Source organism: Brevibacterium samyangense (assembly GCF_039529845.1).
Lineage (GTDB): Bacteria > Actinomycetota > Actinomycetes > Actinomycetales > Brevibacteriaceae > Brevibacterium > Brevibacterium samyangense.
Window position 1 is genome coordinate 49,623 of the sequence record NZ_BAAANO010000014.1, and the last position, 21,141, is coordinate 70,763.

Consider the following 21,141-nt stretch of genomic DNA (forward strand, 5'->3'; position numbering starts at 1 on the left):
GGGGTTGGCCTCCTGGGCGGGCGCCGCGAGTGCGGCGGAGGTGGTGCCGGGCAGTGCGGCGGGATTGAGCGTCAGACCGCCGGTGAGGACGGCGAGTCCCGCGATCCCGAGTGCGGCGCGGGTGGTCACGCGAACGTGTTCCGCTCCGGTGGGGTGCGTGCCGGTGCGTGTCATGCGGAGGCCTTTCGAGTGCGGGACTGGCGGGTGCCGGCGGGACTGCCGGACCTCATACGGAGTTCCTGCGGCGCATCGACCCGGTGACGAGGAGCGGGATGCCGATCCCGAGGACGAGGACGAGACCGGCGACGACGACCGCGCGCTGCATGACGGCGGGGACGAACTCCGGGGACCCGATGAGTGCATGGTCCGGTTCCGTCACCGGAAGCGGCGTGGGTTCGTCCCCACCGTCGGCGGTCCACTTCTCGAGCGAGGCCTCCTGCATCCAGCGCAGAGCGGCGGTCGCCGGTGGGACGTCGTTCTGGGCCCACAGATCGTAGGGAATCGCGTCGTCCCCGGTGAGGGCGGAGTCGGTGTAGCGGGGCGAGTAGACGGTGAGGGTGGTGGACCGGGCGCTGTCGGCATCGACGAAGAGCACTGCGGTGTCCTCCGGGATGTCGAGGGCGGCAGCGAAGGCACTCCGCTCACCGCGGAACTCGTCCTGGAAGCTCGGCGCGTAGAAGACGACGGAGAAGGTGTACGGCAGATCCGCCTCCGCGATCGCATCAGCGACCTTCTGCTCCTCCTTCGGAGTGACGAGTCGGTACGCCACCGGGTCGACCCAGACGCCGTCGTCCGCGATGGCGGCCCGGGCGGCGTCGACGCGATCCGGGTTCGTCGGCGTGTCCACGAGGGAATCACCCACATGGGCCGGGGACGCAGACTTCGCGGACTCCTCGGCGTTGTGGACCGCGAGGAACGCACCACCGACCGCGACGAGGAGAACGAGGGCGACCCACGTGCCCCATCCGGCGATTCGGCCGAGGCGAGTACCGCCGGTGGTCACCGCCGACTCCGTGCCACCAGAGCCGGCGGCCCCGGTGGCACGGGAGGCGCCAGCGGTCCGGCTCCCGGTCGCACGCGAGTTCCCGTCGGTCAGCTGCCGGGGGTTCACCGTGCCGCGCTCCGGCCTCCATCCCGCGGGCATCGCCGTGATCGACGCTGCGAGCGACCCGAACGCACCCATACCGGAGGACGCGAAGGGAGAGGAGTCCTCCTTCCAGTACGGCAGGCCGGTGTCGATACCGCTCGCGGACAGGTAGGAGGGCATGAGCGGGGTGAGCCCTGCCAGGAGGTCGCGCGACTCGGCGGTCACCGGGATCTCGACGTCGGCGCCGAGGTCGTCCCAGTACGAGAAGTCCGTCGCCTCGAGGTCGGGCCGGAAGAAATCGCCCTGTGCGGCCGGTTCTCCGGACCGTTCGGCGTCGGCCTCGCGTTGCAGCTGCACCCACGCGGCCCAGACGACGGGATTGTGGGAATCCGACGGTTTCGGCAGGCGACGGCGTGCCTGCCGGAGGTCCTCGGACCGACCGCTCGAGGAGAAGAGCGCCCTATCGGCCGCGACCGCCCGATCGTAGAGCTCGCGCAGGGCGGTGTTCGAGGACTCGGTCGTCTCCTGTTTGCGAGCCCGGTACGGACCCCGGAGGAAGCCGGCCAAGGCCGAGAGTGCAGCCACGATCCCGCCGACGAACACGAGGACGAGCACGGCGCCCAGGAACGCCGCGCGCACGAAGGCCCACGGTCCGGTCTCGTCGAGGTCGTAGGTGCCCGGTGTCTCCTGGCCGTACAGCCGGGGTTCGGCCTCGACGTCCTCGGGGATCGGCAGGCCCCGGCCCAGGTACGTGCGGATCGCGTGGTGGATCCCGGGGCCGGGAACGTCCTCGTTGAGGAAGGTGTTCGGGAAGAAGTCACCGATGACGGGGGTGTACCGGAGGGACGACGAGTCGCTGTACCACTCCGCGCGTTCCGGAGCGAGGGTGAGCGTTCCGCCCTCGGCGACGGCACGGAACGTGTATCCGTACCGGGCGTCCCACAGGAGGAGGAGTTCGGGGCCGTCCGCGGTGGACGCCCGGGCGTAGCGTTCGAGGGTCGAGAGGAGGAGTGGGGTCACGCCGCCCGGGTGCTCACCGGAGAGCGCCGGCCGCCCGTCCCGCCCGTCGGGGACGCCGACCTGCAGGAGCGCGATCCGCACGGTGTATCCGGCAGCCTCCGCCTCCTCGACCATCGGCCGCACGATCTCCTGTTGTTTCTCGTCCCAGAACGGCGAGGCGCCCGGATCCATGTACACTTCGCCGGCTCCCCACGCCTCGCCGAATGCGGTGGCGTAGTGCTCGGCGTAACGGGCATCGGCCTCGGCCTGGGCAGCATCTCCGGCCGCGCTCTGCGCGGCGAGATCGTCGAGCATGTCCGCGGCTGTGCTGCTCCCGGCCGAGGTGGGTGCCGGGGTCGAGGTGGGTGCCGAAGTCTGCGCGGATGCGGAGTTCGCGGCCGGGGTGGAGGCGAGCACCGGGAGGGCCGCCGGCCCGAGCACCACCGCTCCGGCGAGCGCTGCGACGGCTGCCCGCGAGGCCACTGCACCGACCCGGGACGACGCGGCAGCGGAACGATACGAGGTAGTGCGTCGCGGGAGCTCGGGCCTGCGGAGGGAGGTGCGGGGGCTCATGGTCCACGAGCCTACCGAGCGTGTGCTGCGTGTCCGGTGTTCTCGTGTGCCGACCCGGATACGCGCGTGCTGGACCGACGAAGGCGCGGCCTTCGCGCTACCGAAGGTACTTCGGGTTGCTCACCTCGAGGCGGAGGCGGGCCATCCGCTTGAGGACTGCGACGAGTTCTCTCACCTCGGGGGTCTGCGCCGAGGAGTCGGCGAGGCCCGCGACGTGGGCGTCGAGCTCCGCTTCCGAACCGACCCCGAGCCCCGCGAGCGCCGAGGCGAACCACGCGTCCGCCGCGGCCCGCGCCTCCTGCTCCCGGCGGAGCACCCCGAGGGCGTTCTTCGCGACCCGCGCCTTGAACCGGTTCGGTTCGCCCGTGCCGTGCACGAGGTCCGTGTCGAGATAGTTCTCGAGCGCCGCGAGGAACTCCCCTGCCGTGGGGTTGGTGAAGAGAGTGGGGGCTTCGGCTTCTGCAGCACTCACAGAGCCGGCGCCGAACTCGGCACCGCCGAACTCCGCCGCCTCCACGTCCGGGTACAGCAGTTCGAGCACGTCGTACTCCTGCTCCGCGGTCCGCCGGCCGATCGCGAGGAGTTCGAGCTCGTTCGCGTGCCCGGGCACCGACCGCTGCATCTGTCGCAGACAGCCGACGCCCCACCACACGGTCGCCCGCGCCTCCCACCACGTGAGCGCCGCAGCGGATGGGCGAACGCCGCCGGCCGCCTCGTACGCGGTGAGGAACTCCTCGACATCACCGACGCCCGCGACCCGCCCGGGACCACCGAACCGCCATGCCCGCATGCACACGTACCCGAGGTCCTCGTGCGGATTCCCCGTGTGCGTGATCTCCCAATCGAGGACCGCGGCGAGGCCCGCCTCGTCGATCATCAGGTTCCCCATCCGGAAGTCGCCGTGGACGAGGGTGTCGGCGGGCGCCTCGGCGGGGGCCGTGCGATCGAGCTCTGCGAGCGCGAGCCGCAGAGCCGGCCGCGGGATCCCGGACGCCTCGAGGTCCGCCCTGAGCTTCCCCGTGTGGTCGTCCAGGTGCGGCAACCGCACCCCTGCATCCGTGAGCGTCTGCGGGTCCACGTGGTGGATCCGTGCGATCGCCTCCCCGAGGTCCCGGGCGAGCGCCGACCGCGCAGCACCGAACCGTTCGTCGCGCAGGACCTTCCGGGCGATCGTCTCCCCGTCGACCCACGAGAGCACGACGTAGGGCACACCGAGCACCTCGGACGTCGAATCGAAGTCGAGGACCGCCGGCGAGCGCACCCCCTCCGCATGAGCTGCGGCGAGCACCCGCGCCTCCCGTTCGTTGTCCTCGGGGTTCGCATCCGAGGGGTGGTGCATGCGCAGCACCACCTTCTCGTGCTCGGGGTGGTCGAGCTCGACCCGCCACATGAGGCGGCTCGCGCCGCCGGTGAGGATCTGCAGATCCCGGACCGAGGCGCCCCCACCGAGCACCGCCCGCAACCGGTTCTCCAGTCGGGGCCCGAGCACCTCGGGGTCGGTGAGGTTCGGGGTGGCAGGCGCCGTGTCCGTCGCCGATGGTCCCGTCACTGTCGCTGCGCTCGTCATTCCTGCACCTCCACTCACAGCACTTCCACTCATGACGGCCGGTGTGCGGAGATGACGTCGTCGTACAGCCGATCGACGTACGGCGTCGAGTCGAAGGTCTCCGGGTCGAACCACGCGTCCATGTCGGTGAGTTCACCGCCGTCCTCGTACCCGAGTTCCGCGACCGTCGACTGCCATTTCTCGATCGTGCTGTCCATCGTGCCCTGCACGTCGTCGCCGAGCAGACCGCCGGACTGCACCTCGTCGAGCGAGGCCTGCCGGTTCTCCTCGACCTTCGCGACCGCATCGGGAGCGAGTTTCTCGACCTTCCCACCCTTCGCGGTGGCCTCCTCGACCGCCCGCATGTTGTCCGTGGGGATGGTCTCGAGGCTGAGCAGGTGGGAGTCGTACCAGGAGTCGAAGACGATCTGCTGGTACGCGAGCGGCAGGTTCGCGACCTTCTGGCCGGCGAGCATGGACCCGAAAACGCGGGGGATCGCGCCGGCTCCGGTGTACGTGAGGTTGGGGGCGACCTCCATGTACCCCTGTTCGAGGGCCGCGCTCATGACGATCATCGTGCAGTCGATCGTGGCGCGTTGGAGGGCCTCGTAGGTCTCGACGTACTCGAGGGAGACCGGCGTACCACCCATCGCGCTCACGAGCTTGTCGTGGGTCGCCGACCCCACTCGCACCTGGCGACCCTGCCAGTCCGCGAGGGTCGACCCCGGTGTGTTGCACAGCGAGAAGTACGCGCCCGGCGGGTTCACCGGCACGAGCGGGTAGAGCCCCTCGGCCTCGAAATCGGCCCTGATGTTCTCGTTGTTCCACGCCATCTCGGTGAGCGTCGCGACCGCGACGAGCTCCCCGGCCATCGGGGATTCCGGCAGGTTGCTCGTGAGCGACACGAGGTCGTCGAAGGCGGGGAACAGGTCGGGGTTGTACGCGGGGTTCGTGTAGGAGACGTCGACCCGGCCGTCGGCGAGCGCGTCGTAGATCTCCGCGTACCCGGCGATCGGGTGGCCGTAGAGGATCTCGACGGAGATCTTCCCACCGGACTTCTCCTCGATCGCCTCCGCGTAGGCGATGTTGCTCTCGGCGATCGCCGAGTTCGGGGACGTCGCGGAGGCCTGGAAGACGAGTTCGACCGGTTCGAGGTCGGCGATCGCCTCGTCGATCGCGGCCTGGTCGGCGCCCCATGCGTAGCCCCCGCCGGATGCCCCGTCGTCCGCGGCGTCTCCGACGCCGCCGGCGCAGGCGGTGAGGGCCGCCGAGGCGAGGAGGGCACCCAGCGCGAGGGCGCCTCGGGAGTGGGAGGCGCCTCCGTGAGGAGATGCGGCGATGCTGCCGGGGCGGGTGGTGCCTCGGCGGATCCGTGTCGTGCGCATGTCAGCTCCCCTGCGTTTTGTAGGCCGTGCCGGTGACGCCCTTGGGTGCCTTCTGCGACATGAAGCCGAACATGTAGCCGGCGACGCGGCGCATCTGGATCTCGTCCGAACCCTCGGTGATGCGGTAGCGGCGGTGGTGACGGTAGATGTGTTCGAAGGGTTTCTTCCGCGAGTAGCCGAGGCCGCCGTGGGTCTGCATGGCCCGGTCCGCGGCGTCGCACGCAAGGCGATTGCCCTGGTAGTTGGCCATGGAGACGCGGTCGGAGACGGAGAACGCGCCGTCCTGGTCCATGAGCCACGCGGTCTCCCGGACGAAGGACCGGAGCATCGATTCGCGGGCGTGGAGGTCGACGAGCGGGAACTGGATCGCCTGGTTCGTCGACAGGGGTTTGCCGAACGGTTTGCGCTCCTTCGCGTACTCGACGGACTCGGCGATGCAGTACGTGGCCGCCCCGAGGCTCGAGGCGGCCTGGCGGATCCGGTTCTCGTTGAAGAAGTGCTGGACGATCTGGAGGCCGTGTCCGTACTCGCCGAAGATCTGGGACTCGTCGACCTCGACGTTCCGGAACTTCACGTGGGCGTGGTCGGTCGGCATGTTGAAGGTCCACACGTACTCGGCGATCTCCACGCCGGGGGCGTCGAGGGGGACGAGGAACGCGGTGATGCCCTCACCGTCGCCGGGACTGCCGTGGGTGCGGGCGAAGACGATATCGCGGTCGGCGTGGTGGACGCCGGAGTTCCACATCTTCTCGCCGTCGATGACCCAGCCGGTCTCCGTCTTCGTCGCGGTCGTCTCCATGTGCGTGGCGTCGGACCCGTGGTTCGGTTCCGTGATGCCGAACGCGAAATGGGCCTCACCTGCGGCGATGGCTTCCTGCCACTCGTCGATCTGGTCCTGCGACCCGTAATTGGTGAGGAGCATGACGCCGACGTTGTTGCCGACGATGCAGTGCTCGTTCTGCAGGTCGCAGTGGAGGCCGAGGCCCTGGCTCGCGAGGTGGTCGCGGATCACCGCCATATCGAGGTTCGTGAGGCCGGACCCGCCGAAGGACTCCGGGAGCTGGGCGCGGAAGAAGCCCGCCCTGTCCGCGCGACGGCGGGCCTCCGCGAGGAGTTCCTCCCACTCCTGCGACGGGATGCCACCGCGGTCCCAGTCGGTCCGCGCCCATTCGCGCCGGTGGTCGAAGAACCGGATGTTGTCGTTCTCGTTCTCGAGGGGGCGGATCTCCTTCTCGATGAACGCGTCGAGGTCGGCCAGAAGCTGCTGGAGTTTCTCGGGGAGGCGGTAGTCCATGAGCGCGGGGGCCTTTCGTGAGGGCTGTCGGCTGCGGGTGCCGCCGACCGTGAGGACGGACCGGCGGGGATGCGTTCGGGTGCGCAGGGGTGACGCGGAGTGCGGGGCGCGTGGTCGATCCGCGGTCGGAGCTCTCGTCGTTGAGAACACCGGAGCCGCTTCATTTTTAACCGAACGATCGTTCGCACTTTCGACATTGCTCTGCCGCGCGCCACGTGTCAACCCGGAACTTGCGCGAATTCTCGCCGATTCTCGGCAGGACTCCCGGCACCGGCCGCGGGCTTCATGGTAGACAGGGCCGGTTCGGGCACCTACCGTGACTAACAGTCGTTCGGCGGAATTTAGCGAGCATCCGATGTGCGCCGGACGCGCCCACGGCACCGCAGGCGATGGAGGCTGCACATGACCGTTCCCACCGAAACCCTCGCAGGCCTCGAAACGGACACCCTCACTCTCGAGGCACGCCCCGCCGGTGTCGTCGTCCTGCGGATCGAACGCCCGGAACGCAAGGGTGCGCTGCGCTACCAGGACCTCGACGCACTCGACGCGATCCTCGACGGGCTCGCGACCGAGGAATCCGTGCGCGCCCTCGTTCTCGCCGGTACGCCGGGAGCGTTCTGCGCCGGCATCGACCTGAGCGACCTCGAATCGCGCAGCCCCGAGGACCGTTCGCGGTCGGAGAACACCGTGATGTCGCTCGACCGCTGGCGTTTCCTCGCATTCCCGAAACCCGTCGTCGCCGCCGTCGACGGCCCGGCGGTCGGGATGGGCGTCGAGATCTCCTGTCAGGCGGACCTGCGCATCGCGTCGGCCCGCGCACTCTTCGCGTGGAACTTCGGTGATCGCGGGCTCGTCCCGGACATGGGCGTGAGCCCGCTCCTGCTCCCCACCATCGTCGGGCTGCCCACCGCACTCGACCTCCAGCTGTCCGGCCGGAGGGTGTCCGGCAAGGAGGCCGAGGCGCTCGGGTACGTGAGCACGTACGTGGGTGATGCCGATCCGGTCGACACCGCGGTCGAAGCGGCCAGCCGATTGTCCGCCGCCTCACCCTCGGCCGCCTCCCGCACGAAGGCACTCACCTATGCGGCACTGCTCGATCCGGCCGGGCACCTCGCGCGGCACGATGCGGCACTGCGGGAATGCCTCGCCTCGGACGATCACGCGGAGGGTGTTCGCGCGTTCCTCGAGAAGCGGACGCCGGCGTTCCGGGCTCCGGAGGTGGAGGAGGCGCGATGAGCGCGGAGAGGCAGGGCGCCTCGGCGGATTCCGGCCGCGAGCCGGAGGGGTCGCTCGTCGCTCACCCGTTCGAGGACGTGACATATACAGAAACTGACCACGTCGGGGTTCTCACGATCAACCGGCCCGAGAAGCACAATGCGCTGCGGTTCGAGACCTACGACGAGATCGACCTCGTCGTGCGGACGACGCGGGCGCGGGCGCTCGTCATCACGGGAGCAGGTCGTTCGTTCTGCTCGGGGGACGACCTGCAGGAGGTGATGACGGCGAAGCCGGTCGATGCGGACGGGAACCCGCGCCGCACCTCGTTCGGCGGACTCACGCCGCTCGCCCGCACCCTGCTGGAGACCGATGTGCCGACGATCGCGGCGGTGAACGGCGCCGCCGTCGGGTGGGGCATGGAACTCGCGGTGCTGTGCGATGTGCGGATCGCCTCGGTGAAGGCGCGGTTCGGGGAGATCTTCGTGAAGCGGGGGCTCGTGCCGGATGTGGGCGGGTCGGCGCGGCTCGCGCGGATCATCGGGCATCAGAACGCGATGCGACTGCTCCTCACCGGTGACATCGTCGACGCGGCGGTGGCGTGGAAGCTCGGGCTCGTCCTCGAGGTCGTGGAGCCGGAAGCGCTCATGGACACGGCGCTCGGGTTCGCGGGCTCGATCGCGGCGAACCCGCCGCTCGCGGTGAGACGGACGAAGGAGGGACTGCGGAAGGTCGCGACGGGCGCCTCGGAGGAGGAGTTCGGCACATGGTTCGCGGCGGCGATCCGTGATCTCAAGGAGACGCGGGACCACCGGGAGTCGGTGGCGGCGTTCCTCGAGAAGCGGGAGCCGCGGTACACGGGCGAGTGAATGTGAGCTTGCTCGCTTTCGGGTGGAACGGGGTGAAATCGGGGGTTCTCGATTTCCTTCGGGGGTTCGGGGTCGGGTACGCTGTTCCAGTTGCCTCAAACAGGTCCGGTTCGCCGGGCCGAGCGAAAGCGAATGAGCGACTCGGAAGTTTCGAAGTACCGGGTTCCTTCACCGCAGTCGAGTGAAGGCAGCACCAGGCCTCGTGGCGCAGTTGGTTAGCGCGCCGCCCTGTCACGGCGGAGGTCGCGGGTTCGAGTCCCGTCGAGGTCGCAGTAACGCGGAGGGTCGCTTCTCATCGAGAAGCGACCCTCCGTTCTTGTTTCCCGGTTCGCTGGTGCCGATCGTGCGGTTTCTCGAGCGGCCGGTCGGCCTCGCGGAACTGTTCCGTCAACGGATTCACCCACGACAACCGAAACGGTTGCATTCTCGCGGATCGGAAACCGTTTGGGTTGCCCTCGTCGAAACCGTTGCAGATCCGCTCGCCATCGTGCGGCACCCCGCTCACATCACCGGTAGATGAGGCACGTCTCCGTGGCGTGGGCGACGAGGCGGTCCTGGTCGTCGAACACCTTGCCCTCGGCGAGCGCGGTGGACCGGCCGGCATGGACGACGGTGCCGACGGCCCGCAACACGGTGCCCGTCGTCGGGACCGAGCGGAGGTAGTTGAGTTTCATTTCCACGGTGCCGTACCCGACGCCGGCCTCGAGCAGGGTGTGGACCGCGCACCCCATCGCCGAATCGACGAGGGTCGCGCAGATCCCGCCGTGGGTCTGGCCGAGCGGGTTGGAGAAGTCGGGCACCGTCGTGAGTGTGAACTCGACCTCGCCGGACTCGACGCGGGTCACTCGCATCCCGAGCAGTCTGCCGATCGACGGCGGCAGCTGCGCACCGGACTCCTGCGCTTCTGCCGCGTTCGCCTGCATGTACCGCAGGATCTCGAGCCCACTCATCGTCGTGAGCTGTTCCCTGCTGAGCGGCCCCGCCTTCGGGGTGGCCGAGGTCTCCGCGGTCATCCGTTCTCCTGTCCTCGTCGATTCGGATCGCGTTTCGGTTCGTCGGTCGGTACTCGTTCATAGACCGCACCTTTCGGACTGCATAGACAGCCCGGTGCATTAAAAGTAGCGTGATGAACGTCCGTTCGGGGTCAAAGGCGACCTGCTGAAAGGAAAACCCCCTCATGTTGCTCGGCCATTTCATCGAGAACGCTGCACTGAGAGAACCACACCTCCCCGCCCTCCGCTTCGAGGACACCGTGCTCGACTACGGCACCCTCGCCGATCGCGTGACCCGCATCGCGAACGCGTTGCGCAGCCTCGCCCCACCGGAGTCCCGGATCGCGTTCCTCTCGGGCAACCGTGCGGAGATCGTCGAGCTCCAGACCGCCGTCCCCATGGCCGGCATGGGCTGCGTCTTCGTCAACCACCGCCTGACCCCGCCGGAGATCGCGTTCATCCTCCAGAACTCCGGAGCGCACGCGATCGCGGTCTCCGACGAGTACCGGCCCGTCGTCGAATCGATCCGCGCACAACTGCCCCACCTGCGCACCCTCATCCTCCTCGACGAGCCGGCCGACAGCAGCGCCCCGGCCACCGGCGGCGCAGCCGCCGGCTCCAACACCACCACCGCCGAGGCGCCCCTCTCCACCCAGCCGGGTGGCGCCTCGGCCGACGGGGACCTCAGCGACCTGCAGACGGTGCCGTTCTCGCAGCTCACCGCCCATCCCGACGACGCACCTTCCTGGGCCGACCTGAGCGAGCACACGCTCGCGTGGCTCGTCTATACCTCGGGCACGACGGGGCGGCCGAAGGGCGCAATGATCAGCCACCGGAACCTCGTGTCGGCGATCGCGAACTCCCTCGCCGGGGTCGACGCCCCGAAAGGTGGCCGCTACCTCAACCCGTTCCCCCTGTGCCACATCGCGGCGTACGGTTCGCACACCCGGTTCGCCGACCGCGGGGAAATCGTCCTCCAACGGAAGTTCGAACCGGAGCTCTACATGCGCACGATCGCGGAGCTCGGGATCTCCTCCTCGTCGATCGCGCCCGCGATGCTCGGGCTCATCCTCGCCCGGCCGGAGCTCCTCGACACGGACACCTCGTCCTTGCGATCGATGGCGTACGGCGCCTCGAGCATCTCCCCGGACCTGCTGCGGAAGTCGATGGACCTGTTCCCGAACGCGCGATTCACGCAGGGGTTCGGGATGACGGAGCTCGCGGGGAACGTCGTGTGGATGGATCACGACATGCACCTCGCCGGACTCGAACCCGGATCCACCCTGCTGAGCGCCGCGGGGAAGGTCGCGCCGTTCGCGGCGGTCCGCGTCGTGGATCCGATGGGCGAGCCGGTTCCGAACGGGAAGGTCGGCGAGATCGAGGTGCGCGCGGACCAGGTGATGCTCGGGTACTGGCAGAACCCCGAGGCGACCGCGGAGGTCATGCACGACGGTTGGTACGCGACGGGTGACATCGGCCGGTTCACCGACGAGGGCGTCCTCTACATCGTCGACCGCAAGAAGGACATGATCGTCACCGGCGGGCTCAACGTGTACAGCCGTGAGGTCGAGGACGTCATCGCCGACCACCCGGACGTCGTCGACGTCGCCGTCATCGGGGTGCCGGAGGACATCTGGGGCGAGTCCGTGTGCGCCGTGATCGTGCGGAGAGAGGGGTCGGACCTCGACTTCGACGGGGTCGTCGCGCATGTGAAGACCCGGCTCGCGTCCTTCAAGAAGCCCAAGTACGTCGAGTTCCGTGACGAACTCCCCCGCAATCCGACGGGCAAGGTGCTCAAACGGGATCTGCGGGAATCCGTGGCAGTGGGGCAGGGCGCGGAGAGTCCGGGTGCGGTGGCGCCCGGCGCAGGAGTCCCGGAATGAGCGCCGCCGGCCCCGGGCCCTCGGGAACCACCGGGCCCGAGGCGCCCGCCGGGCTCCCGGCGGGCCTCGCCCAGGGCGACCTCGCCGGCTGGATGCGCGACCGGTTCGGCATCGCAGAATTCACCGCTCGTGCTCTCTCCGTGGGCCGCTCGAACCTCACGTACCTCCTCGAAGTCGACGGTGCACCACGCTTCGTGTTGCGCCGCCCACCGCTCGGCCACACCGGCGGATCCGCGCACGACGTCGTCCGCGAGGGGCGGATCATGGCGGGGCTCGCGAACACCCCCGTCCCGGTCCCGCGGATCGCAGCCCTCGCCGAGGCGGGCGCACCTCTCGAGTGCCCGTTCGTTCTCATGGAATACGTCCCGGGGTCCGCGATGAGCGAGACGCACCACCTCACGGACCTCACCCCGGAGGCGCGGAAGGAATGCGGTCTGCGGATGATCGATGTCATGGCGGCCATCCACACGGTCGACATCGATGCGGTCGGACTCGAGTGGTTGCGCAAACCCGGGTCACTGCTCGAACGGCAACTGCGCAGGTGGATGCTCCAGTTCGAGGCGAGCGCGGGCCGTGACCTACCGATCATGCACGAGCTCCATGCGGAACTCGTCGCCCGGATGCCGCAGGAGGGTGGACCGGGTGCCGGAACAGCAGGCACCCGCACGGGGATCGCTCACGGCGACTTCAAACCGAACAACCTCATCTTCGGTTTCTCCCCACCACCGAGACCGCGGCCGGCGGCACTCGGCACCCGCCCACTCGCGCACACGGCCGAGGTGCCACCGGTGAAGGCGGTGGTCGACTGGGAACTCACGGCGTACGGGGACGTCCTCACGGACCTCGGATACTTCATCTGCACGCTGGAGACGCAGCGTGATCACGCGGTCGTGTGGATGCCGACGTACGCCGACGGCATGCCGAGCCGCGCGGATCTCATCGAACGCTACGTCACAGCCGGAGGGTCGGAGCCTGTGGACCTGCCGTTCTACATCGCCTTCGCCATGTGGAAGCTCGCGGCGATCCGGGAGGGTGTGAACGCCAGGATCGCGAACGGGCAGATGGCCGACCTCGATCTCTCCGCCGAGGTCGACTGGGACGCAGTCCCCGCGCTCGCGGAGCAGGCCCGGGAGGTGCTGCACTCCGATATCGCTTCGTGATTGTCCGATTGGGCCGGAAAAGGCCCGGTTGGCCTAGACTCTCCTTCATTGCTGCCCGCCCCGGGCACCCGAGTGAAGGACGGTCATGGCCGCGCGCGTTCCCCGATGGCTCCGGATTCTCCTCCCCGCCGTGCTCGTCCTCGTGTGGTTGGCAGCCGCCTCCGTCGGCGGTCCGTACTTCGGGCGGGTCGACGAGGTCTCCTCGAACGACCGCACCCTCTACCTGCCGGAATCCGCGGAATCGACACGGACACAGGAGCGACTGAGCGACTTCCTCGACGCCGATGCGATTCCCGCGGTCGTCGTCTTCACCGGGCAGGAGCCGCTCGACGACACGACCCTGCGCACGATCTCCGACCGGATGAGTGCGGCGGCGGACCTGCCGGGGATCCACGACGGCGCCTCTCCCGCGATTCCCTCCGAGGACGGCCTTGCCGCACAGGCATTCGTCCCGATCGACTCGAACGCCGAGGTGGGCGAGGTCGTCGAGGAACTCTCGACCACGCTGCGCGACGGGCTTCCGGACGACGTCGAGGTGTTCGTCACCGGGCCCGCGGGGTTCAGCGCGGACCTCGCGGCGGGCTTCGCCGGGATCGACGGCCTCCTCCTGCTCGTCGCACTCGGGGCGGTCCTCGTCATCCTCGTCCTCGTGTACCGCTCGTTCCTCCTGCCGATCGCGGTCCTCGCGACGAGCATGTGCGCCCTCTGCGTCGCGCTGCTGAGCGTGTGGTGGTTGGCGAAGTCCGGCACCCTGCTGCTGAGCGGGCAGACCCAGGGCATCCTCTTCATCCTCGTCATCGGCGCGGCCACCGATTACGCGCTGCTCTACGTCGCCCGGTTCCGGGAGGAACTGCGCCGCACCCGGAGCACGTGGGAGGCGACCGGGCGCGCGTGGAGGGCCTCGCTCGAACCGATCCTCGCCTCGGGCGGCACCGTCATCGCCGGGCTGCTCTGCCTCCTCTTCAGTGACCTCCGGTCGAACAGCACACTCGGTCCGGTCGCGGCGATCGGGATCGCGTTCGCCGTCCTGTCGGCACTCACCCTGCTGCCCGCGATCCTCCTCGGCTTCGGGCGCGCCGCCTTCTGGCCGCGCCGCCCGCGGTTCGAGCCCGAGGCCGTCGCCGCGGAGAACGGGAGGCCCGCCGGGGGCCTGTGGACGAAGGTCGCCGGCGGCGTGCGCCGATCCCCCCGCGCACTGTGGATGGGCGCCACCCTGCTTCTCATCGCCGGCACGCTCGGTGTCACCCAGCTGCAGGCGAGCGGCGTCCCCCAGTCCGAACTCGTCCTCGGGGCCTCGGAGGCACGAGAGGGCCAGGAAGCACTCGGGGCGCACTTCCCCGGCGGGTCGGGTTCACCCACGTACCTCGTCGTGCCCGAGGCGGACCTCGCGGACGTCGGTGAGACGCTCACCGGCATCGCGGGGATCGATTCGGTCGCCGTCACCGCGGCCGATTCTCCGGCCGGCACCGTCCCTCTCGAGAGCGTCCTCGCCGCCGAGGACCCGGGCCGATCCACGGCCGAGGCGCCCGCCGACTCCGCAGGTGCCGCGCCGGGCGCCGGGCCCGGCGCCTTCCCCGCCGAGCCGACCGTCGCAGGCGGTGACGTGCTGCTGCAGGCGACTCTCGCCTCCGCGGCGGATTCCGCGGATGCGGAACGGACGGTGCGCGCGATCCGCACCCAGGTGCACGCGGTGTCACCGGACGTGCTCGTCGGCGGGGTCACGGCGACGACGATCGACACGAACGACGCCGCGATCCACGACCGGAACCTCATCATCCCGATCGTCCTCGCGGTGATCCTCGTGATCCTCGTGCTGCTGCTGCGGTCGGTGCTCGCGCCGGTGCTGCTCGTGGCGACGACGGTGCTGTCGTTCGGGACGGCGCTCGGGGTGTCGGCGCTCGTCTTCAACGACGTCCTGCGGTTCCCGGGTGCGGATCCGGCGGTGCCGCTGTACGGGTTCGTGTTCCTCGTGGCTCTCGGGATCGACTACAACATCTTCCTCATGACGCGGGTCCGGGAGGAGTCGCTCGTGCACGGGACGCAGGAGGGGATCAGCCGGGGGCTCGCGATCACCGGCGGGGTCATCACCTCTGCCGGCGTGGTGCTCGCGGCGACGTTCGCGGCGCTCGCGGTCATCCCGATCCTGTTCCTCGCGCAGCTCGCGTTCATCGTCGCATTCGGCGTCCTGCTCGACACGTTCCTCGTGCGATCCGTGCTCGTTCCCGCACTCGCGCACGACCTCGGGGCGCGTATCTGGTGGCCGAACCGGAGGATCAGGGGCTGAGGGGGTGGCCCCGTCAGCCGCAACGCGATCAACCGTGACAACACAATGAGACGCATCCGCACCCGGATGCGTCCCATTGTGTTGCAAGGGGTAAAACCCTTGCCGGTCGCGAGGGAGAGAGCCGGACGCGAGGAAGCAGGCCGACCCACTCAGAACCCGTGCACGCGATACCGGTGCCAGGCGCGTTTCGCGGCGCACTTGAGCCGTTCGTTGCACTCGGCGCCGCACACCCGGCGTTCGCGGTAGAGCGTGAACTCGTGCGGGTGCACCGGTTTGCCGCACCACACGCACGGCACGTCCGACTCCGAGGCGCCCTCAGGGTGGGCGAGCGCGCGGCGGAGGAACTCGGGGTAGGGGGCATCGCGCGGCACCTCACGCCCCTGGGAGAGCACGTAGTCGGGTGCCGGATGCGCGGTGCTCGCGACCCGGGCGGCGTGGGCCGAGTGTTCGGTCTCGCGCTGCATGTCGATCCGCCCCAGGAACATGTCCTCCGGCACGATCTCGATCCGGTGCCCCTCGTCGATGAGCTTCTGTGCGCACCGGAGCTTGTCGGACAACCCCGCGGGCGCCGCCTCCGAGTGCTCGACACCGGGAACCAGGCCCTCCATGTGCATGCCACCGACGACGAGCAGCGTGGTGTCCGGCGTGACCTCACCGAGCGGTTCACCGCCGAGCGTGCACACCGCGTGCATCGCCTCCTCGCGGGTCATGCACGTGAGCTGCCCGGTGAACGCGACCTTCTCGCCGTGCAGGCTGTTGAAATCGGGCACCGCGAGGCCGCTCTCCTCCACCTCGCCGAGGCTCGCCCAGTCACGCGGCGCCATCGAGCTCCCGCGGCGCACACTCGCCCCGATACTCATGAGGTCGGCGGAGGACACGAGCCGGCTGCGCTCGGCGAGGGCGAGGGTGATGGCGGCGGACGCCTCGGCGTTCTCGAGTGCGGTGAAGCGGCGCCGGCGTAGTGCGGCAGGAGTGTCGGTTCCGTCGACGGGGCCCCGCCCGGCACTACCGTCCACACTCTCCCCCTGACCCGCCGCCTGCCCTGCCGAGGCGCCTGCCGGGACGAGCGCGGCGCCTCGGCCGGGTGCCCCGACCGGCACGCCGGGTGCGCCTGCGGGCATGTCCAGCCCGAGGTGGTGGCCGACCCACGAGAGCGAGTAGACCGGGAGCGTGAGGAGGGCGCGGGAGAGTTTGAGGCTGCAGAGGAAGTCGAGGTCGGGCCAGTCGATGTCGTAGGCGCTGCAGGAGTGGAAGAGGATCGAGCGGTCGTACGGCGCATTGTGCGCGACGAGGAGATCGGGGCCGGAGAAGCGCGTGAGCTGGGCGTAGGCAGCGGGCCAGCGGGCGGCGCCTTCGACGTCGGCGGGTTCGAGGCCGTGGAGTGCCTGGTGGAGCGGGTGGAAGTCGGCGAAGCCGTCCGGTGGGCGCACGAGAAGCGCGAGTCTGTCCACGATCTTCCCCGACCGTACTTTCACCGCTCCCACCGCACACACCGATGCCCGGTTGTGATTGGCGGTCTCGAAGTCCACCGCTGTGAAATCGATGCCCATGTCGCACTCCCACGTCGCCCCGGACGACTACCGGCGGGTACCGTGCCCGTCGCACCAGTGTCCCACTGAGGCGCGGGAGCGGACCAGAGTGTTTCACAAGGCGGCTTGTCCGCGGACCACGGTGCGACCCGCGCGCACAGGATGGCGCGCGGGTCGGAGGCGCCGAGTCCGTTCCACGTGAAACGGGCGCGGCCGACCGCGGGTCGACTCCCGGATCGCCGGTTCACGACCGATGACAGAATGACCGGATGCGCGCATTCGTCGAGGCCCTGGACCGTCATCAGGTGGCGCTGTATCTTCTCGCGATCGCCGCGGGCGTCGTCGTCGGCGTCGTCGCACCTGCCGCATCCGCATCCCTCTCCATCGCCATCAACCCGGCGCTCGCGCTGCTCATCTTCGCGACGTTCCTCGGGGTGCCGTTCACCCGACTGGGCGCGGGCCTACGAGACGGGCGGTTCCTCGCCGCGGTTTTCGGGGTGAACTTCGCGCTCGTGCCGCTCGTCGTGTGGGCGCTCACCAGGCCGTTCGCGGCGGGAGACTCCTCCGACACCGGCCTCCTGCTCGGCATCCTCCTCGTGCTCCTCACGCCGTGCGTCGACTACGTCCTCGTCTTCACGAGGCTCGCCGGGGGCCAGGCCGAGCGGCTCCTCGCACTCACGCCGCTGCTCATGCTCGCGCAAATGGCGCTGCTTCCCGTCTACCTCTGGCTCTTCCTCGGTTCCGAGGCGGCGCGCATCGTCAGGCCGGGCCCGTTCCTCGAGGCGTTCCTCCTGCTCATCGCCCTGCCGCTCCTCGCCTCGGTGCTCGTGCGGTGGGCGTCGGAGCGCTCACGCGCAGTGCGCCTCTTCGGCGACACCGTCTTCGACGCGATGGTCCCGCTCATGATGCTCACGATGTTCCTCGTCGTCACCTCGCAGATCGGGGCGGTAGGCGGGGCGATCGGTGCACTCCTTCCCGCGATCCCGGTGTTCCTCGCCTTCGCAGCCGTCATGGTCGTTCTGGGACGGATCGTCGGACGGGCGGCACGCCTCGACGTCCCGAGGCGCCGCGCCCTCGTCTTCACCGGCGTCACCCGCAACTCCCTCGTCGTCCTGCCGCTCGCACTCGCACTGCCCGGAACGGGAGCCGTGGCGGGCCACTCCCCCGCCGCAGGCGTCGGCGCGTCCACGGCAGCCGGAAGCGGCACGATCGGCGTCACTCCCGACACCGCGGACGCCGCTCTCGCCCCGCTCGTCGTCGTCACCCAGACCCTCGTCGAGCTCCTCGTGATGGTCGCCCTCGTCCGCCTCGTACCGAAGCTGATCCCCGAGAACCGCTGACTCCTCTCCTCGCCGGTGCTGCACTGTCGCCGATCGTGTTGATTCCGGCCCGAAATCAGCACGATCGGCGACACCGAACCCGCAGCGAACAGGCCCCAACGCTCCTAGACTCGGCACCAGTAGGCACAGTCCCCCACCTCGAAGGAGAGGCCATGACGCAGCCCTCGAACTCCGCCGGCGATCCGACACCGAACACACCGGCCACGGACGCTCCTACCGCAGGCGCATCAACCACGGACACTCCCACCGCGGAGTCCGCCCTCCACGTCGACACCACCGGCGGCACGGTCGCCGGGTTCACGCGGTTCGGTACGCACGCGTGGCTCGGGATCCCCTATGCCGAGGCGCCGGTCGGGACCCGGCGGTTCCGGCGTCCGGAGAGGGCGCCTCGGGAGGGGAATGCGCGGGACGGTGTGCGCGAGGCGACGGCCTTCGGGCCTTCTCCCGTGCAGCCTCCGCTCGCGGAGGCGTTCGGTGGGATCGGGGTCGATCCGGAGGCGGCTCCGCAGGGCGAGGACTGCCTCACGCTCAACGTCGTGCGCCCGGCGGATCCGCAGGCCACCGGACCGCTGCCGGTCATGGTGTGGATCTACGGCGGCGCGTTCCTCATCGGCGGCACGAAGTTGTATCCGGCGCACGAGTTCGCACGACGGGCGGACGTCGTCCATGTGTCGATGAACTACCGGGTGGGCGCGTTCGGGTTCTTCGACCTTACGTCGCTGAGCACGGACGAGTACTCCTTCGAGTCGAACGCCGGACTGCACGACCAGATCGCCGCGCTGCAGTGGGTGCAGGAAAACATTGCGGCGTTCGGCGGTGATCCGGAGAACGTGACGATCTTCGGGGAGTCGGCCGGCGCGATGTCCGTGCTCGCCCTCATGTGCATGCCGGCGGCGCGCGGGCTGTTCCACCGGGCGATCGCGCAGTCGCCGGCACCCGCCTCGGGGTATCCGGCGGAACTCCACGCGGAATGGGCGCTCGCGTTCGCACGGTTCCTCGCCCCCGAGGCGGTCGCCGCCGGGCCCGAGGCCACCGCCCGGGCCCTCGTCGAGGCCTCCACCCGCGACATCCAGGCCGCCACCGCACGCACCATGGAGTGGGTGAAGCGCGAGTATCCGGGGAAGTCGCCGCTCGCGCCGTGCATCGACGGGGAGTCGCTGCCGGCGAAGCAGTTGGGGATGCTCGCGGAGGGCACGGCGGCGCCGGTGCCGCTCGTCATCGGGACGAACGAGAACGAGGGGCGTCTGTTCCGGATGGGTCTCGATGCGAGGCGCAGCGAGGAGACGGTGCCGGTCACGGAGGAGTCGCTCACGCGGATCCTCGCGGTACGTCCCGGTTTCGAGGATCTGCTCGCGGAGTACCCGGGGTGGCCCGAGGCGGAGGCCGCCTCCCAGCTCGGCGGCGACCTCCTCTTCTGGTACCCGAGCACCGTCGCGGCGGACAGCCATTCCCACCACGCGCCGGTGTGGATGTACCGCTACGACTACGTCTCCGGGATCCCCGCGTTCGGTGCCGGCGGGGCGACGCACGGGGCAGAGATCGCGCACCTGTACGGGCGGAGCCTCGTGTACGCGCAGCAGCGGAAGGAGAAGGGACTGAGCGGGTTCGAGGAGGCGGGCGAGCGCGACGCCGCGTTCTCCGAGGCGCTCATCGGACTGTGGTCGACGTTCGCGCACACCGGCGTTCCCGGGAACTGGCCGGAGTACGACGCGGTGCACCGCCGCACCCTCGTCCTCGATCACCCGCTGCGCGCGGAGGAGAACCCGTGGGCGACCAAGCGCGAGGCGTGGGAGCGGTACCTGCACGGGAGGTGAGGCGGGCCGGGGTCGGGGTCGGGCTCGGGCTCGGGAGCGGCGGATCATTCCGTACTCCGGCATTCCACCCACCGGCGTTCCATCCACACCGAACACCCGTTCAGTTCCTTTGAAGAATCCGCGCGGCGAACCGTTGACAGGGCCTTCCGTCGTCCAGAATCCACAGGTTCGACGCATCGACCTCGACATCGTTCGAGTCCTTGCGCTTGGGGAAAAGCAGCTCGTGGACGCGGTCTTCGCGAGCATACTTGCCATCTCCGTCCGACTCGATGAGTTTTGCGAGGATGTCGAGGGTCGTGCGGCGCCGAGCAACGTGCCTTCGGGCGACCTTCTCTCGGAGCGCGACAGCGCTTCATCGAACCATGAAGGAGTAGTCGGAATGTCCACTGCCAAGGTCGCTCTCGTCTCGGGCGCAGGTCAGGGAATCGGTCGCGGAATCGCGCTCCAGCTCGCGAAGGACGGCTTCGACGTCGCCGTCGCAGACCTCACGTTCCAGGAGGAGAAGGCGCGCGGCGTCGTCGCGGAGATCGAGGCGCTGGGCCGCCGTGCAATCTTCGTGGCTGCCGACGTGTCGAAGAAGGAAGACGTCGTCGCCGCTGTGGACGCAGCCGCCACGCAGCTCGGCGGGTTCGACGTCATCGTGAACAACGCGGGCATCGCGCAGGTCAAGCCGATCCTCGACGTGACGGCGGAAGAGCTCGACAAGATCTTCTCCATCAACGTGAACAGCGTGGTCTTCGGCATCCAGGCCGCTGCCGACAAGTTCATCGAGCTCGGTGTGAAGGGCAAGATCATCTCCGCCGCCTCGATCGCGTCGATCAAGGGCTTCCCGATCCTCGGCGCGTACTCGGCGTCGAAGTTCGCCGTGCGCGGCCTCACGCAGGTCGCGGCGCAGGAGCTCGCCCCGAAGGGCATCACCGTCAACGCGTACGCTCCCGGCATCGTCGGCACGGGCATGTGGGACCTCATCGACGAGAAGCTGTCGGAGATCAACGGCAAGCCGCGGGGCCAGAACCTCAAGGAGAACGTCGAGAGCATCGCCCTCGGCCGCATCGAGACGCCCGAAGATGTCGCGAACGTCGTGTCGTTCCTCGCAAGCGAGAAGGCCGACTACGTGACCGGCCAGGTGCTGCTCGTGGACGGCGGAATGCTCTACAACTGATGCATCCGA

The 21,141-nt window shown here is 69.5% G+C and carries 14 protein-coding genes and 1 tRNA gene; 9 read left to right on the forward strand and 6 right to left on the reverse strand.

The window, feature by feature from the left end; translation table 11 throughout:
- Positions 1-226: 226 nt before the first annotated feature.
- From ABD172_RS08135 to ABD172_RS08150, 4 genes are all read right to left on the reverse strand, one after another.
- Complete coding sequence (locus tag ABD172_RS08135) at positions 227-2,659, reverse strand: hypothetical protein (RefSeq protein WP_344308613.1); 2,433 nt, start codon at positions 2,657-2,659, stop codon at positions 227-229.
- A gap of 97 nt (positions 2,660-2,756) precedes the next feature.
- Positions 2,757-4,226 carry a phosphotransferase gene (locus ABD172_RS08140; RefSeq protein WP_344308614.1) on the reverse strand — a complete coding sequence of 490 codons (1,470 nt, stop codon included), beginning with the start codon at positions 4,224-4,226 and terminating at the stop codon, positions 2,757-2,759.
- Between the two features lie 29 nt (positions 4,227-4,255).
- Positions 4,256-5,590 carry a TRAP transporter substrate-binding protein gene (locus ABD172_RS08145; RefSeq protein ID WP_344308616.1) on the reverse strand — a complete coding sequence of 445 codons (1,335 nt, stop codon included), beginning with the start codon at positions 5,588-5,590 and terminating at the stop codon, positions 4,256-4,258.
- Position 5,591: 1 nt separating this feature from the next.
- On the reverse strand, positions 5,592-6,884 hold the full coding sequence (locus tag ABD172_RS08150) for an acyl-CoA dehydrogenase family protein (protein ID WP_344308618.1): 1,293 nt from the start codon (positions 6,882-6,884) through the stop codon (positions 5,592-5,594).
- Positions 6,885-7,286: 402 nt separating this feature from the next.
- On the opposite strand from ABD172_RS08150, the gene ABD172_RS08155 reads away from it, so the two are divergent.
- The 3 genes from ABD172_RS08155 (at position 7,287) to ABD172_RS08165 (ending at position 9,238) form a co-directional block, all read left to right on the forward strand.
- Positions 7,287-8,120, forward strand: coding sequence for an enoyl-CoA hydratase/isomerase family protein (locus ABD172_RS08155; protein ID WP_344308620.1), 834 nt, complete (start codon positions 7,287-7,289; stop codon positions 8,118-8,120).
- Positions 8,117-8,968: an enoyl-CoA hydratase/isomerase family protein gene (locus ABD172_RS08160; RefSeq protein ID WP_344308622.1), complete on the forward strand. Its 852-nt coding sequence runs from the start codon at positions 8,117-8,119 to the stop codon at positions 8,966-8,968. Before ABD172_RS08155 ends, ABD172_RS08160 begins: the two co-directional genes overlap by 4 nt.
- Before the next feature lie 196 nt (positions 8,969-9,164).
- Positions 9,165-9,238, forward strand: a tRNA-Asp gene (locus ABD172_RS08165).
- 236 nt (positions 9,239-9,474) lie between these two features.
- Here ABD172_RS08165 and ABD172_RS08170 read toward each other — a convergent pair.
- Complete coding sequence (locus tag ABD172_RS08170) at positions 9,475-9,981, reverse strand: PaaI family thioesterase (protein WP_344308624.1); 507 nt, start codon at positions 9,979-9,981, stop codon at positions 9,475-9,477.
- Positions 9,982-10,145: 164 nt separating this feature from the next.
- Between ABD172_RS08170 and ABD172_RS08175 the strand changes: the two genes are divergently transcribed.
- From ABD172_RS08175 to ABD172_RS08185, 3 genes are all read left to right on the forward strand, one after another.
- The gene (locus ABD172_RS08175; RefSeq protein ID WP_344308626.1) at positions 10,146-11,843 is read left to right on the forward strand and encodes an AMP-binding protein; all 1,698 of its coding nucleotides are present in this window, start codon (positions 10,146-10,148) and stop codon (positions 11,841-11,843) included.
- Positions 11,840-13,003, forward strand: a complete 1,164-nt coding sequence (locus ABD172_RS08180; RefSeq protein WP_344308628.1) for a phosphotransferase family protein — start codon at positions 11,840-11,842, stop codon at positions 13,001-13,003. Before ABD172_RS08175 ends, ABD172_RS08180 begins: the two co-directional genes overlap by 4 nt.
- A gap of 85 nt (positions 13,004-13,088) precedes the next feature.
- The gene (locus ABD172_RS08185; protein WP_344308630.1) at positions 13,089-15,287 is read left to right on the forward strand and encodes an MMPL family transporter; all 2,199 of its coding nucleotides are present in this window, start codon (positions 13,089-13,091) and stop codon (positions 15,285-15,287) included.
- 149 nt (positions 15,288-15,436) lie between these two features.
- On the opposite strand, the gene ABD172_RS08190 is transcribed toward ABD172_RS08185, so the two are convergent.
- Complete coding sequence (locus tag ABD172_RS08190; protein WP_344308632.1) at positions 15,437-16,837, reverse strand: hypothetical protein; 1,401 nt, start codon at positions 16,835-16,837, stop codon at positions 15,437-15,439.
- A gap of 248 nt (positions 16,838-17,085) precedes the next feature.
- Between ABD172_RS08190 and ABD172_RS08195 the strand changes: the two genes are divergently transcribed.
- From ABD172_RS08195 to ABD172_RS08205, 3 genes are all read left to right on the forward strand, one after another.
- Positions 17,086-18,156 carry an arsenic resistance protein gene (locus ABD172_RS08195; RefSeq protein ID WP_344308634.1) on the forward strand — a complete coding sequence of 357 codons (1,071 nt, stop codon included), beginning with the start codon at positions 17,086-17,088 and terminating at the stop codon, positions 18,154-18,156.
- Positions 18,157-18,308: 152 nt separating this feature from the next.
- The gene (locus tag ABD172_RS08200; RefSeq protein ID WP_344308636.1) at positions 18,309-19,970 is read left to right on the forward strand and encodes a carboxylesterase/lipase family protein; all 1,662 of its coding nucleotides are present in this window, start codon (positions 18,309-18,311) and stop codon (positions 19,968-19,970) included.
- A gap of 379 nt (positions 19,971-20,349) precedes the next feature.
- Entirely contained in the window at positions 20,350-21,132 is a 783-nt protein-coding gene (locus tag ABD172_RS08205) for an acetoin reductase (protein WP_155049184.1), read from the forward strand.
- Positions 21,133-21,141 lie beyond the last annotated feature (9 nt).